This window comes from Nocardioides sp. NPDC057772 (genome assembly GCF_042798075.1).
Classification (GTDB): domain Bacteria; phylum Actinomycetota; class Actinomycetes; order Propionibacteriales; family Nocardioidaceae; genus Nocardioides.
Window position 1 is genome coordinate 1 of sequence record NZ_JBHVKN010000136.1, and the last position, 13,416, is coordinate 13,416.

The following is a 13,416-nucleotide window of genomic DNA, read 5'->3' on the forward strand; positions in this document are numbered from 1 at the left end:
CTCCTGTCCTCCATCGACCTCGCCCACAAGGTGGTCGACACGAGGGCGGTCGGCGCGGGGGCGGTCAAGAAGCGGGCGAAGGAGATCGCCCGGGGCGACTGGGCAGCCAAGGGTGTCAAGGACGCGATGGAGGAGGTCGTCGCGGTCGTGACCGCAGTGATGGTCGCCACCACCGTCGCCACGTCGACCACCTGAAAATGTGCTCGAGGATCGCAGTCGTGGGGGGACTGCGATCCTCGAGCTCTGCTCAGGCCTTTCAGGCGAAGAAGGCCTTCAGGTCGGCGGCGACGTCGGCGGGACGCTCCAGAGCCGCGAAGTGACCGCCCTCGGGGAACTCCGACCAGTGCTGGATGTTGGCGTTGTCCCGCTCGGCGAGCGACCTGATGGTCTGGAAGTCGTCGTTGAAGACGGCGACGCCGATCCGTCCCTGGGAGACCTCCGGCTCACGCTCGGCGTGCCCCTCCTCGTAGTGGTAGCGGGCCGCCGAGGCGTAGGAGTTGGTGAGCCAGTAGAAGGTCGCCTGCTCGATGACCTGCTCGGGGGTGACCAGCGAGGTGCCGTTGCCGAAGGACTCGAAGAGCTCGCTGTAGGCCAGCGTCCCCACCGGTGAGTCGGCCAACGCCGCGCCGATGGTCTGCGGACGGGAGCCGTTCATGGCGTTGTAGCCGCCGACCGACTGGAACCACTGCATGTGCTCCAGCGCGGCGTACTCCTTCGGCCCGAAGCCCTCGAACTCGCTCGGGTCGCCGGACGGGAACGAGAAGAGCTGCAGGACGTGCGCGCCGAGGAAGCCGTCCGGGTTCAGGATCGCCAGCTCCCGGCCGACCATCGCGCCCCCGTCGCTGCCGTGCACCCCGTAGGAGTCGTAGCCGAGCCGGCGCATGAGGACGTCGTACGCCTCGGCCACCCGCTTCATCGTCCAGCCGGTGTCGACCACCGGCGTCGAGAGCCCGAAGCCCGGCATCTCCGGGATCACCAGGTGGAACTCCTCGGTCAGGGAGTCGACCATCGGGAGGAACTCCAGGAACGAACCGGGGTAGGTGTGCGCGAGCAGCAGGGCCTTGGCGTCCGGGTTCGAGGAAGGTACGTGGACGAAGTGGATGACCTGGCCGTCGATCTCGGTCAGGTGGTTGGGCACCGCGTTGATGCGCTCCTCGACGGCTCGCCAGTCGAAGCTCTTCCAGCGCTCGACCATGTCGGCGAGGTAGGCCGTCGGGGTGCCGTACTCCCAGGAGTCACCGGGCACGCTCGGGGCGAACCGGGTGTGGTCCAGGCGGGCGCGGAGGTCGTCGAGATCGGCCTGCGGGAACTCGACGGTGACGGTGCTGATCTCGGCCTTGATCTGGGTGCTGACCTGGGTGTTCATGACTTCTCCTTGGTGGTTTCCGACCTGGTGAGACCCACGTTAGGAAGGGTTCCGGCAAGCCTGATTCCGCAATTTCGCTGGCCCGAGAATTTCTTTTGCAGCACGCTGAGTCCGTGCTGGAAACCTCCGCGCGACTCCTCGCGCTCCTCGGTCTGCTGCAGTCCTCGGCCGGCTGGACCGGCATCGACCTGGCCACCCGTCTCGACGTCTCCGAGCGCACCGTGCGCAACGACATGACCAAGCTCCGCGAGCTCGGCTACCCGGTGGAGTCCGTGCGCGGCCCGGGCGGCCGCTACCGGCTCGGCGCCGGCGGCAACCTCCCGCCGCTGCTCCTCGACGACGAGGAGGCCGTCGCGGTCGCTGTCGGGCTCCGGGCCGCGACCGGCATCGCCGGGGTGGCCGAGACCAGCGCCCGGGCGCTCGCCAAGCTCGACCAGGTCCTCCCTGACCACCTGCGCCGCAAGCTGGCCGCGGTGGTCGACGCCATGGAGGCCGGTCCGGTCAACACCGACAGCAACGTCCCCGACCCGGACGTCGACGCCGGCACGCTGCAGGCCCTGGCCACCGCGATCCGCGATCACCAGGGCGTACGTGCCGACTACCGCGACGAGCCCATCGAGGTCGAGCCCTACCGGCTGATCTCCTGGCAGCGCCGCTGGTACCTCGTCGCCCGCGACCCCCGCGCCGACGCCTGGCTGCCGCTGCGCGTCGACTGGCTGCGCCTCAAGATTCCCGGCGGCCGCCCGTTCCGCCCGAGCGATCCGCCCGCATTCAATGGGCAGAGCGACCTGACCGAGTTCGTCGTACGCGAGGTCGCGCGCACCGGCTGGGCCGTCCACGCCCGCCTGGTCATCGCCGCCTCCGCCGACGAGGTCATCTCCCGCATCAACCCTGCCGTCGGCACGGTCGAGCCGATCGCGCCCGACCGCAGCGTCCTGGTCACCGGCGGCGAGAGCCTCGAGGTCGTGGCCGTCTGGATCGGCATGCTCGGCCTCGACTTCACCGTCGAGTCACCCCCGGAGCTCCGCGACCACCTCGAGGTCCTCGCGAAGCGCTACGCCGCCGCCGTCGGTCAGCCTGAGTGACCTGGAGGTGGCAAGATGCTGATCGCAGAAGACCTGTTGCTGCTGGTCCTCGAGGACATCAGCGGTCGCCCTGTCAGCGGAGTCAACGCGTTCACGCTCGATCTCCTGCTCGGTGGGGCACTGGTGTCGGAGCTCGCCCTTTCCGGCGCGGTCCAACTACATCGGAACCCTGGGACAGGCATGTTGGAGGTGCATCCGACCGGGGTCGGGGTACCCGAGGATCCGTGCCTCCAGCGCTGCCTCACCTTCGCCGGCGGTAGGCCGCGGCCCGTGCCGCTGATCAACAGTTGCGGCACCCAGATGTTCGACCATCTCATCGAACGCCTCGTCCATCAGGGGATACTTCGCCGGGAGCAGCAGAAGCGATTCCTCATCAGCAGAACCGGCTGGCCGGCGGGTGACATCAGATACAAGCAGGATGTTCGCCGCCATCTCGCCGCCGTCCTGTTCGACAGCGACCGTGGCGCCCACCCGACTCGGCGCACTGCAACCTTGATCGGGCACCTCGCGGCCGTGGGCCAGGTCCACCGGCTCTTCGTCTCTCCTGGCGTGCCTCCGGCGTACGTGATGCAGCGTGCCTATCGCGTCTCCAGGGGCGATTGGGTCGCAGCCACCGTGCGCGGCGTCTTCCGGGCATCTCGCACACGCTGGGGTGGCGGCGGCTCGGGCGGCGGCATCGGCGGAGATTGGGGCGACGGTGGTGGCGGGGGCGACGGTGGCGGGGACGGCGGTGGCTGACCCGACTCAGTCGTTGCGTCGCCCAGCAGCCTCGACGAACGCCCGCACGAGCGGGTGGACAGGCGCGCCGGCGAGGGCGCCTATGTGGGGCTGGAACATGCTGGTCACATAGAACGGGTGGTCCGGGAACTCCAGGACCTCCGCGCCGGCATCGTCCGCGGTGGCTCCGACGACGACCCCGATCTTCTCCAGCGCTGCGACGGCGTCAGCGGTCGGGGCGTAGTTGCAGAAGTGCATCCCGACGAACGGCTCCGGCTGCCAGCCGTCGAACCGGGTGCCGGGGACCGGCGTCACCAGCCGCTCCTCGCCATAGAGCGAGCAGGCCAGCGCGGCGACCGCGTTGTCGTCGCCGGCACCGTCGGACTCGGCGTGGGTCGCCGCGGAACCGAGCACGCTGCGGGTCCATTCGAGCACCGCGTACTGCATCCCCGCGCACACCCCGAGGAACGGGATCCCCCGCTCCCGCACCACGGTGAGTGCATCGAGCACAGCAGCATCGGAGGCATATGGCGAGCCCGGCACCAGCCAGACTCCGTCGTAGCCCGAGATGTCGAACCCGGAGTCGGTCGGCACCCACTCCGTCTCGACCCCGAGCTCGGCAAGCTGCGGTCGCAACGCGTTGAGCTCCTGATGGCTACGGTGTCCTCGGTCGTCGCCGAGCAGTGCGATCATGAGCCGAATCGTCCCAGCCTCGCCGGGCTCGATCCAACCGATTACTCCGGCTTGATCCCCAGCCGGTCGAGCTCCTCGTCGATGACCGCGGGGTCCAGCTTCTGGAAGACCGGGGTCGGCTTGGCGACCGGGGTGCCGACGACGATCGGGCGGCGCTCCCACGAGGGCGCGCCGGCGTAGTCGCCGGTGATGATCGGATAGGGCTTGCCGGTGTCGAGGTCCTCGACCTCCTCGATGCGGGGCATCGGGGCCACCTCGCCCTTGCCGCCGAGGGCCTTGTCGATCTCGTTGGCGGAGAACGGCAGGAACGGCGACAGGATCAGGTTGAGGTCGGCGACACACTGCGCCATCACGTGCAGCACGGTGCCGAGCCGCTCACGGTCCTCGGGAGCCTTGGCGAGCTTCCACGGCTCGAGATCGGTGACGTACTTGTTGACCTCACCGACGGCCCGCATCGCCTCGCCGATCGCCTGCTTCTGCCGGTGACGGCCGATCAGGTCGCCCACCGTGGCGAAGGCGGCGCCGACGGTGTCCAGGATCGCCTCGTCGGCCTCGGTCAGCGTCCCCGCAGCGGGCAGCTCACCGAAGTTCTTCGCGATCAGGGTGGCCGTGCGGTTGACCAGGTTGCCCCAGCCAGCGACGAGCTCGTCGTTCGTACGCCGCACGAACTCCGCCCAGGTGAAGTCGGAGTCGTTCGACTCGGGGCCGGCGGCGGCCACGAAGTAGCGGAACGCGTCGGGCTGGTAGCGCGAGAGCAGGTCGCGCACGTAGATCACGATCTTCTTCGACGAGGAGAACTTCTTGCCCTCCATCGTCAGGTATTCGCTCGAGACGACCTCGGTCGGCAGGTTGAGCACTCCGTAGGAGCCGGGCTCACCGCCCTTCGACCCCTGACCGTTGTAGGCGATCAGCTCGGCCGGCCAGATCTGGGCGTGGAAGACGATGTTGTCCTTGCCCATGAAGTAGTACGACAGTGCCTCGGGGTCGCTCCACCACTGCCGCCAAGCCTCCGGGTCACCCGAGCGCCGGGCCCACTCGATCGAGGCGGACAGGTAGCCGATGACGGCGTCGAACCAGACGTACATCCGCTTGGTCGGGTTCTCGCGCCAGCCGTCGAGCGGCACCTTGATGCCCCAGTCGATGTCGCGCGTCATCGCGCGCGGGCGGATCTCCTTGAGGATGTTCTGGCTGAACCGGATGACGTTGGGCCGCCACAGGCCGGTCTGCTCACGATCGTCGAGGAAGGCGTGCAGGGCGTCGGCCAAGGCGGGCAGATCGAGGAAGAAGTGCTGGGTCTCGATGAACTCCGGGGTCTCGCCGTTGATCTTGGAGACCGGGTTGATCAGCTGGTCCGGGTCGAGCTGGTTGCCGCAGTTGTCGCACTGGTCACCGCGGGCACCGTCGGCGCCGCAGATCGGGCAGGTGCCCTCGATGTAGCGGTCCGGCAGCGTCCGGCCGGTCGACGGCGAGATCGCGCCCTTGGAGGTCTGCTCGACGAAGTAGCCGTTGTTGTAGACCCCGAGGAACAGCTCCTGCACCACCGAGTGGTGGTTGGCCGAGGTGGTGCGGGTGTAGAGGTCGTACGTCAGGCCGAGCGAGGTCAGGTCCTCGACGATGATCCGGTGGTTCTTGTCGACGAGCTCCTGGGGCGTCATGCCGGCCTCGTCGGCGGCGATCAGGATCGGGGTGCCGTGCTCGTCGGAGCCGGAGACCATGAGCACGTCGTGGCCCGCCATCCGCATGTACCGACTGAAGACGTCGGAGGGCACGCCGAAACCGGCCACGTGGCCGATGTGGCGCGGGCCGTTGGCGTACGGCCAGGCGACTGCGGACAGAACGTTGCTCATGGCTCCATCCTAGGGAGGGAGCGCGATTGGTTTTCCATCGACACCGGCAACCCGGATCAAGGATTGAACATCTGGTCCCGCTGGTAGGCGTACTTCCGGATCCACGGCAGCCACTTGGCGAGCTGGGCACCCGGGCAGGAGGTCTCGTTGGTGTGGAAGTGGCCGTCGATGACCCAGACCCGGACCCGCCGGCCGGCGGGGAACCGGTCGCTGCCCTGGGAGACGGTCTCGAGCGTGCCGCGCTCGTCGCGGCCGGCCATGTCGAGCTTCCAGGCCGCCATCCGCTCGGTCTTGATGAGGGCGTCGTCGGAGGGACGTACGTTCTCGAAGTTGCCGATCAGGGCGATGCCCATCGACTGGTGGTTGAAACCACGCGTGTGCGCGCCCTTGACGAGCCGGTCGATGCCGCCGGAGCGGCCCTCCCAGGCACGGCCGTACTTGTCGATGAGGAAGTTGTAGGCGATGTCGAACCACCCCAGTGACCTGGTGTGATAGCTGTAGATGCCGCGGATGATCCCCGGCACGTCGCCCTTGGAGTAGTTGTTGCTCGTGGCGGTGTGGTGGATGTGGACCTGCTTGAGCGAGGTGTTGTACTCCGGGCGGCCGTTGCGCCAGGAGTTGTTGGCGCCCCACTGCGACCGGGTGTAGATCACCGGCTTCGGCGCCCACTTCGGTCGCGATCGCGCGACCCGGCCGTTCGGGGCACTTCCGCCCGCGCTGCCGTAGCCGAGGTCGTCGGCCTCCCTCTTCGGCGCCTTGACGTCCTCCTGCGGCCCGGTGTTGATCAGGGTCAGCTCGAGGTCCTTGGGCTGCGCGCCCGCGACCCGCACCTGTACGCCGCTGGCCCGGCCGGTCCACACCGGCTGGGTGCCGCGGCGCTCGACCTTGCCACGGGCGGCGACGGCCCCTTCCTCACCGTCGGGAAGATCCTGCTGCAGCGGCAGCTCCTGCCACTCGCGCCACTGGTCCGACTTGCTCACCCGCACCTCGACCTGGGGCGTCTCCGCCCCGGTCCACGAGACCCCGACCATCGAGAACGTCGTCGTACGCAGCTTCTCGGTCGCGGCCGCGCCGGCGGACCGCTCGGTCAGCCTCGGCGGCAGCTTCACGTCACGCGTCGCGATGCCGTCCTCGAGGCGAGGCAGCTTGATCAGCTGGCCCTCCTCGGCGGCCGCCGGACCGATCGCCGAGCCGATGGCAGGCACGAGCATGGACGCGCCGAGAACGACTGCGGTCAACGTCACTGTGAGGACGCGGGGGAAGCGGGCCATACCCTTGATTTTGGAGAATCAAGCGCCCGACATGCCGCAAACCCCTGTGTTCGGTGTGTCGTTTGGGTCTTCTGTGACTGCTGAGATCAGGCCGGGGAGGACTCGAACGGCACCGGCCGCCCGGCGTACGCCGCGAGGTGCTCGTACGCACCCGACCCCTCCGGCGCCGAGAGCGCGTTGGCGAAGGCCCGCCCCTTGCGCTCCGGGCCGAGGATGCGGTCCATCGCGACGACCGCGCGCTGGGCGACCGCCTCGTCGAGGCCGTCGGTCGTCCGTCCGAGAGAGACCGCCAGGTCCCAGGTGTGGACCGCGATCTCGGCCGACTGCCAGTCGGGGTCGACCATCACCGTGTCGTCGGCCCCGACCTCGCGCCACAGGTTGATCAGCGCGTTGCCCCGGGTGCGCAGCTCCTCGCCCAGGTTGACCGCGTAGTCCTCGCGGCCGTTCCATCCCGGCGACGAGCCCTGGAGCATCGTCACGAAGACCCGCGGCTGGGCGATCATGTGGTTGGCCAGCTTGCGAACATCCCACTCCGGACACGGCGTCGGCCGGGTCAGGTCGCCCGCCGTGACGGTGTCGAGAAGCTCTGCTGCCTGCGTCAGTGCCCGCTGCAGCGCGAACACACCCATCTGGTCAACCACATGACCATGGTGTCAGGAGACCGGCCGTCCGGCGAAAGCAGCCAGCCGCTCGTAGACCCCAGCACCCTCGGGCGCCGCCACCTCGGGAGCGAACGCTCCCTCGCGCATCTCCGGCTTCAGGCTCGCCTGCATGAACTCGAGCCCCACCTCGGCCAGCTCCGGGTCGAGCTCGGAGGACGGGACGCCGAGTGCCTGCGCCAGATCCCAGGAATGCACGGCGTACTCGGCCACGATCATGCCGAGCGGCACCGACGCTCCGCCCTCCCAGCCGTCCGGGCCGGTGCCCTGGCCCCAGGCGTGCAGCACGTCGTCAGCGCCGACCTTGAACGCCGGCCCCCAGCTCTCGCTGACGTGCGGGGTCGGTGCGCTCCAGTCGGGCTGGCCGCCACGAAGCATCGTGACGAAGTTGGGGCCGTCCGCGATCACATGGTCCGCCAGCGCACCGACGTCCCACTGCTTGCACGGCGTCGGCCGCGAGACGGTGTCGGCGTGCACCCGGTCGAGCAGGTCGCCGGTCTGGTCCAGCGCCCTCGAGAGAAGTCCTGCGTCGTCTGTTGTAGTCACCCTGCCAACGTACGACCGGACGGCCTCGGCGTCACCGCCAAATTCCGTCCTGGCCGGCGAGCTCAGCTGAAGTCGAGGTCGTGGACCCGGGCGCGCTTGAGCTCGTAGACGTAGGGGTAGGCGGTGATCAGCTGGAACCCGTCCCAGAGCTTGCCGGCCTCCTCACCCTTGGGTGCCTTGGAGATGACCGGACCGAAGAAGGCCGAGCCGTTCATCGCGATCGTCGGGGTGCCGACGTCGTTGCCGACCTGGTCCATGCCCTCGTGGTGGGACTTCGCGATGGCCTCGTCGTAGCCGGAGTCGTCCATCGCGTCGGCCAGCTCGACGGGCAGCCCGACCGACGCCAGCGCCTCCTCGATCAGCGCGCGGTCGAAGTCGCGACCTTCGACGTGACGGCGGGTGCCGAGCGCGGTGTAGATCTCGGCCAGCTTCTCCTGCCCGTACTCGTTCTGCACCGCCATGCAGACCCGCACCGGACCCCACGCGGTCGAGAGCATCTTCCGGTAGTCGTCGGGGATGTCCTTGTCCTGGTTGAGGTACGCCAGGCTCATGATGTGCCACGTCACCTCGACGTCGCGCACCTTCTCCACCTCGAGGATCCAGCGCGAGGTGATCCAGGCGAACGGACAGGCAGGGTCGAACCAGAAGTCGGCGGCGGTCTTCTCGGTGGTCTCGGACAGCGCAGCGGGAGTGATCTGTGTCATATAGACACCGAACCACTCCCGCCGCGAATCTGTTCCGGGCGTCAGCTGACCGTGGCCCAGTCACCCCCGCTCGCCCAGTAGGCGACCTCGTCGCCGCGGTAGTAGACCTTCACGACGTACTCGTCCGGCGGGAGCTTGACGAAGGTGACGCTGGTCGCGCCTTCGCTAAGCTCCTGGGTGACCTTGCGGTCGCCGTTGGTCACGATCGTGACGCTGCCGGTCGGGGTGTAGCCGGACGCGGTCACGTCGACGTCGATCTTGGTCTGGCCCGACCCGTCCGCCGCCACCACGTTGACGCGGGGCTTGACGCGCACCCGGCCGCTGGGGCCGTACGTCTTGCTCACCGTCTCGCCGCTGCCGGAGCGGGCGACCACGGTGACGCTGAGCCGGTGGCCGACGTCGGAGGCGGTCGGGTAGTACTTGTGGCTCGTCGCACCGGAGATCGGCGCACCTTCGCGCGTCCACTGGTAGGAGAGGTCGACATCCTCGCTGAAGCTGCCCGGGTCGACCTGCATCAGGCCGCCGAGACGGGTGCCGCCCTTCACGAAGCCGGCCGCGGTCTGGGTCAGCGTGCCGCTGGGCGGCGGCTCGACCGGCTCCATCGGCTGCTGCGGTGCCTTGCCGCCACCGACGAGCGTGCTGGCGAAGGCGTAGGACTGCTTCGGACGGTAGCCCTCCTGGACTCCGACGACGACCGCGCCGATCCTCTTCCCGGAGGCCGCTGCGGGCACCTTCAGGAAGCGGGACGTGCCGCGGGCGATCAGGGTCTTGTCGGCGTACCACCGGACCTCGCCGATCTTGGCCGACGGCTCGTAGTCCGCTCCACCGACGGCGACCGTCGAGCCGACCTTCTGGGTGCCGGTGATCTTCGGCTGCGCCAGGACCTGGAACGTGCCCTGCTTGATCGGCGGCAGGATCTCGCTCATCGTCTTGGCCTCGCTGTAGTCCCGGCGGGTGCCGGTGAGCACCGCCGCGATCTGCTTGCCGGCGAGGTGGCCGGGGATGCGGAAGGTCTTGTTGGTCGCACCCGGAATCGGCTTCTTGTTCACGATCCACTGGTAGCGGATCTTGTTCGGGTTCGGGCTCCACGAGCCGGTGTTGACGGTGACCGACTTGCCGACCTGCGCCGTGCCCTCGACCGTGGGTCGCTTGGTGACCGAGAGCCGCTGGTCGTTGAAGTGGATGAACCCGGTCGGGTAGTTCACCGAGTCCTTGCCGATCCGGCGCCAGCTCAGGTCGCTGCCGTAGTTGGACTCCGAGATCGTGATCGAGTTGTCGCCGACCCGCTCGACGATCGCGACGTGCCCGAAGCGGCTCGCGCTCGGGTGCGAGGAGTGCCACCAGGCGACCGAGCCGACGGTCGGCGTCCGGTTCGTCATGCTGCTCAGCGCGACGCCCCAGTTGGTCGCGTTGCCCTCGCCCGACCACGGCCGAGCGTTCGGCAGGCCGGTCTGGATGAGCTTGTACGCGACGTAGTTGGTGCAGTTGCGACCGGCGTACATCCGCCAGTACATGCTCCCCCAGGCGCTCTCGTAGCCGCCGGTGGAGTAGCCCTTGCTGCGGCAGTCCGAGAATCCGGAGCAGAGCGTGATCGAGCCCGCGTGCGCCGGTGATGCCAACTTGGGGATGACTTGTACACCGAGGCCGACGAGCAGCAGAACCGCGCCGGTGACCAAGGTCCGGCGCAGCGCCCCGCCAGGCTTCCCCACCCGGCGCGGCTCCTGTGAATACTGGTGTTTCTGTGACTTGAGGGGCACAAGAGCACCCTAGAGAAAGTTGTCAACCATTGATACCGGTGTGTCGGAATTACATCACTGTATTTTTACTTTTCGCGCTCAGGGACTCCCAAGAACGGGCAACAAGCGCGATATAAATGTCTCGAATTCCGGGCAGAATGAGAGGATCCAGGCATGCCTGGAACCAATCTGACGCGCGCCGAAGCCACCGCTAGGGCCGCCCTCCTCGACGTCCTCTCGTACGACATCGAACTCGACCTCACCACGGGCCCCGAGACCTTCGGTTCGACGACGACGATCACCTTCACCGCCACCGAGGCCGGTGCCTCGACCTTCGCCGATCTCGTCGACGCGACCGTCCACGAGATCACCCTCAACGGCGTCGCGCTCGACCCCGCGGTTGCGTACCAGGACTCCCGGATCCAGCTCGACGGCCTCGCAGCCGAGAACGTGCTCGTCGTCAAGGCCGACTGCACCTACTCCCACACCGGCGAGGGCCTGCACCGCTTCGTCGACCCCGCCGACGACCGCGTCTACCTCTACTCCCAGTTCGAGGTGCCCGACGCCCGCCGCGTCTACACCACCTTCGAGCAGCCCGACCTCAAGTCCGTCTTCACCTTCCACGTGACAGCCCCCGAGGGCTGGAAGGTCGTCTCCAACGCCGTCACGCCCGAGCCGAAGCCGCTCGGCGACGGCCGCGCGACCTGGGACTTCGAGCCCACCAAGAAGATGTCGACCTACATCACCGCGCTGATCGCCGGTGAGTACCACGAGGTCCAGGACGTCTACGAGGGCAAGTTCGGCACGATCCCGCTGGGCCACTACTGCCGCCAGTCGCTGGTCCCCTACCTCGACCGCGACGAGGTCGTGAAGATCACCAAGCAGGGCTTTGAGTTCTTCGAGGACGCCTTCGACTTCCCCTACCCCTTCGGGAAGTACGACCAGCTCTATGTGCCTGAATACAACATGGGCGCGATGGAGAACGCCGGCGCCGTCACGCTGCGTGACGAATACCTGCCGCGCTCCAAGCAGCCGCGCTCCTTCTACGACTTCCGCGCCTCGGTGATCCTTCACGAGATGGCGCACATGTGGTTCGGCGACCTGGTCACCATGAAGTGGTGGGACGACCTCTGGCTCAACGAGTCCTTCGCCGAGTGGGCCTGCTACCACGCCCAGGCCAACGCGACCGAGTTCACCGACGCCTGGACCGGCTTCACCAACGCCCGCAAGCAGACCGGCTACCGCCAGGACCAGCTGCCCACCACGCATCCGATCGCCGCGGACAACTACGACCTGCAGGCCGTCGAGGTCAACTTCGACATGATCACCTACGCCAAGGGCGCCTCCGTCCTGAAGCAGCTGGTGGCGTGGGTCGGCCTGGAGCCGTTCCTGGAGGGCCTGAAGGCCTACTTCAAGGAGTTCGCCTACGGCAACTCCGAGTTCAAGGACCTGCTGCGCCACCTCGAGGCCGCCTCCGGCCGTGAGCTGCAGGGCTGGGCCCAGGAGTGGCTGCAGACCGCCGGTGTCAACACCCTCGCCCCCGAGTTCACGCTCGCCGAGGACGGCTCCTACGCCGCCTTCGCCGTGCGTCAGTCGGCCGCCGCCGACTACCCGACGCTCCGCCGCCACCGCATCGGCCTCGGCCTCTACGACCTCGTCGACGGCGCGCTCGTGCGCCGCGACGCGTTCGAGATCGACGTCACCGGCGAGCTGACCGAGGTCCCGCAGCTGGCCGGGGTCAAGCAGCCCGACCTGCTGCTGCTCAACGAGGGCGACCTGACGTACGCCAAGATCCGGCTCGACGAGCGCTCGCTGGCCACCGCGCTGTCGTCACTGTCCGTGCTGGACGACTCGCTCTCGCGGGCGCTGATCTGGGGCGCGGCGTGGGACATGACCCGCGACGCCGAGATGCGGGCCAGCGACTTCGTCGAGCTCGTGCTCGCCAACATCGGCCAGGAGACCGACGCCTGGGGCGTCACCCGGATCCCGGTCTTCGCTGCTCAGGCGGTCAACTCGTTCTCGGCTCCGGCCAACCGCGACGCCCTCAAGGCGCGTTGGGAGAGCGGGCTCAAGAGCCTGCTGGAGAGCGCCGCACCGAGCAGCGACCACCAGCTGACCTTCGCCCGGACCTACGCCGCCGCGGCCCGCTCCGAGGCCGCGATCGCCGACCTCCAGGGGCTGCTCTCCGGGGAGCTGGCCTACGAAGGTCTCGAGATCGACCAGGACCTGCGCTGGGCCCTGGTCACCGGCCTGGCCGCCTCGGGCACCTTCGGTGAGGCCGAGATCGCCGCCGAGCTCGAGCGCGACAACACCATCTCCGGCAAGGAGAAGGCCGCCGCCGCCCGCGCCGCGCAGCCCACGGCCGAGGCCAAGGAAGCCGCATGGGACGCGGTCGTCGTCCGCACCGACGTGGCCAACGAGACCGCCCGCTCGATCGTGCTGTCCTTCCAGCGCAGCGGCCAGGACGAGGTGCTGGCGCCCTACATCGACCGCTACTTCGAGGCCGCCGACACCCTCTGGGACCACCTCGGCACCCACCGCGCCTCGACGGTGCTGGAGTTCATCTTCCCGAAGCCGGCCGCCTCCCCCGAGCTCCTGGAGAAGGCCGACAAGTGGCTCGAGACCTCCCCCGCCGAGCCCGCCGCCAAGCGGTACGTCCGCGAGGGACGTGACGAGGTCGCCCGCGCCCTCGCCGCTCAGGAGCGCGACGCGCAGTAGCTCACGCACAGCAGGTCTCGTCGCCGAGTCGGCGCATCTTGACCGCAAATCCCGCCGAGTCGGCTCGTCATGAC

General features: G+C 68.5%; 11 protein-coding genes and 1 pseudogene. 4 read left to right on the top strand and 8 right to left on the bottom strand.

The genetic code is table 11. The features are described from left to right. A pseudogene (locus ACFVJS_RS19560) lies at nucleotides 1–195 on the top strand (GPP34 family phosphoprotein); the annotation flags it as partial. Between the two features lie 61 nt (nucleotides 196–256). On the opposite strand, the gene ACFVJS_RS19565 reads toward ACFVJS_RS19560, so the two are convergent. Beyond that, the gene (locus ACFVJS_RS19565; protein ID WP_378883705.1) at nucleotides 257–1,366 is read right to left on the bottom strand and encodes an epoxide hydrolase family protein; all 1,110 of its coding nucleotides are present in this window, start codon (nucleotides 1,364–1,366) and stop codon (nucleotides 257–259) included. A 113-nt stretch (nucleotides 1,367–1,479) separates the two neighbouring features. Here ACFVJS_RS19565 and ACFVJS_RS19570 point away from each other — a divergent pair, with 113 nt between their 5' ends. Together ACFVJS_RS19570 and ACFVJS_RS19575 are read left to right on the top strand one after the other, a co-directional pair. Then, nucleotides 1,480–2,451 (top strand): helix-turn-helix transcriptional regulator, encoded by a 972-nt coding sequence (locus ACFVJS_RS19570; RefSeq protein WP_378883708.1) that lies wholly within the window; start codon nucleotides 1,480–1,482, stop codon nucleotides 2,449–2,451. Nucleotides 2,452–2,466: 15 nt separating this feature from the next. Beyond that, nucleotides 2,467–3,189 (top strand): GPP34 family phosphoprotein, encoded by a 723-nt coding sequence (locus ACFVJS_RS19575; protein WP_378883711.1) that lies wholly within the window; start codon nucleotides 2,467–2,469, stop codon nucleotides 3,187–3,189. Between the two features lie 6 nt (nucleotides 3,190–3,195). On the opposite strand, the gene ACFVJS_RS19580 is transcribed toward ACFVJS_RS19575, so the two are convergent. The 7 genes from ACFVJS_RS19580 to ACFVJS_RS19610 all read right to left on the bottom strand — a co-directional run bounded on the left by ACFVJS_RS19580 (nucleotide 3,196) and on the right by ACFVJS_RS19610 (nucleotide 10,597). After that, complete coding sequence (locus ACFVJS_RS19580; RefSeq protein WP_378883714.1) at nucleotides 3,196–3,861, bottom strand: CTP synthase; 666 nt, start codon at nucleotides 3,859–3,861, stop codon at nucleotides 3,196–3,198. Between the two features lie 41 nt (nucleotides 3,862–3,902). Next, nucleotides 3,903–5,708: a methionine--tRNA ligase gene (metG, locus tag ACFVJS_RS19585; RefSeq protein WP_378883716.1), complete on the bottom strand. Its 1,806-nt coding sequence runs from the start codon at nucleotides 5,706–5,708 to the stop codon at nucleotides 3,903–3,905. A gap of 56 nt (nucleotides 5,709–5,764) precedes the next feature. Next, nucleotides 5,765–6,979, bottom strand: coding sequence for a peptidoglycan recognition protein (locus tag ACFVJS_RS19590; protein ID WP_378883719.1), 1,215 nt, complete (start codon nucleotides 6,977–6,979; stop codon nucleotides 5,765–5,767). 86 nt (nucleotides 6,980–7,065) lie between these two features. Then, nucleotides 7,066–7,620, bottom strand: coding sequence for a maleylpyruvate isomerase family mycothiol-dependent enzyme (locus tag ACFVJS_RS19595; protein WP_378883721.1), 555 nt, complete (start codon nucleotides 7,618–7,620; stop codon nucleotides 7,066–7,068). A 12-nt stretch (nucleotides 7,621–7,632) separates the two neighbouring features. Further along, nucleotides 7,633–8,184 carry a TIGR03086 family metal-binding protein gene (locus ACFVJS_RS19600; protein ID WP_378883724.1) on the bottom strand — a complete coding sequence of 184 codons (552 nt, stop codon included), beginning with the start codon at nucleotides 8,182–8,184 and terminating at the stop codon, nucleotides 7,633–7,635. Nucleotides 8,185–8,246: 62 nt separating this feature from the next. Next, the gene (locus ACFVJS_RS19605; RefSeq protein ID WP_378883727.1) at nucleotides 8,247–8,888 is read right to left on the bottom strand and encodes a DsbA family protein; all 642 of its coding nucleotides are present in this window, start codon (nucleotides 8,886–8,888) and stop codon (nucleotides 8,247–8,249) included. Between the two features lie 41 nt (nucleotides 8,889–8,929). Continuing rightward, nucleotides 8,930–10,597: a CHAP domain-containing protein gene (locus tag ACFVJS_RS19610; RefSeq protein ID WP_378883730.1), complete on the bottom strand. Its 1,668-nt coding sequence runs from the start codon at nucleotides 10,595–10,597 to the stop codon at nucleotides 8,930–8,932. Nucleotides 10,598–10,798: 201 nt separating this feature from the next. Here ACFVJS_RS19610 and pepN point away from each other — a divergent pair, with 201 nt between their 5' ends. Continuing rightward, entirely contained in the window at nucleotides 10,799–13,342 is a 2,544-nt protein-coding gene (gene pepN / locus ACFVJS_RS19615) for an aminopeptidase N (RefSeq protein WP_378883733.1), read from the top strand. The last annotated feature ends 74 nt before the right edge of the window (nucleotides 13,343–13,416 follow it).

What these genes read in the sequence shown, in the direction of transcription:
- ACFVJS_RS19605 (WP_378883727.1), bottom strand. Translation starts at nt 8,888, where the DNA reads ATGACACAGATCACTCCCGCTGCGCTGTCCGAGACCACCGAGAAGACC.
- ACFVJS_RS19565 (WP_378883705.1), bottom strand. Translation starts at nt 1,366, where the DNA reads ATGAACACCCAGGTCAGCACCCAGATCAAGGCCGAGATCAGCACCGTC.
- ACFVJS_RS19575 (WP_378883711.1), top strand. Translation starts at nt 2,467, where the DNA reads ATGCTGATCGCAGAAGACCTGTTGCTGCTGGTCCTCGAGGACATCAGC.
- pepN (WP_378883733.1), top strand. Translation starts at nt 10,799, where the DNA reads ATGCCTGGAACCAATCTGACGCGCGCCGAAGCCACCGCTAGGGCCGCC.
- ACFVJS_RS19590 (WP_378883719.1), bottom strand. Translation starts at nt 6,979, where the DNA reads ATGGCCCGCTTCCCCCGCGTCCTCACAGTGACGTTGACCGCAGTCGTT.
- metG (WP_378883716.1), bottom strand. Translation starts at nt 5,708, where the DNA reads ATGAGCAACGTTCTGTCCGCAGTCGCCTGGCCGTACGCCAACGGCCCG.
- ACFVJS_RS19580 (WP_378883714.1), bottom strand. Translation starts at nt 3,861, where the DNA reads ATGATCGCACTGCTCGGCGACGACCGAGGACACCGTAGCCATCAGGAG.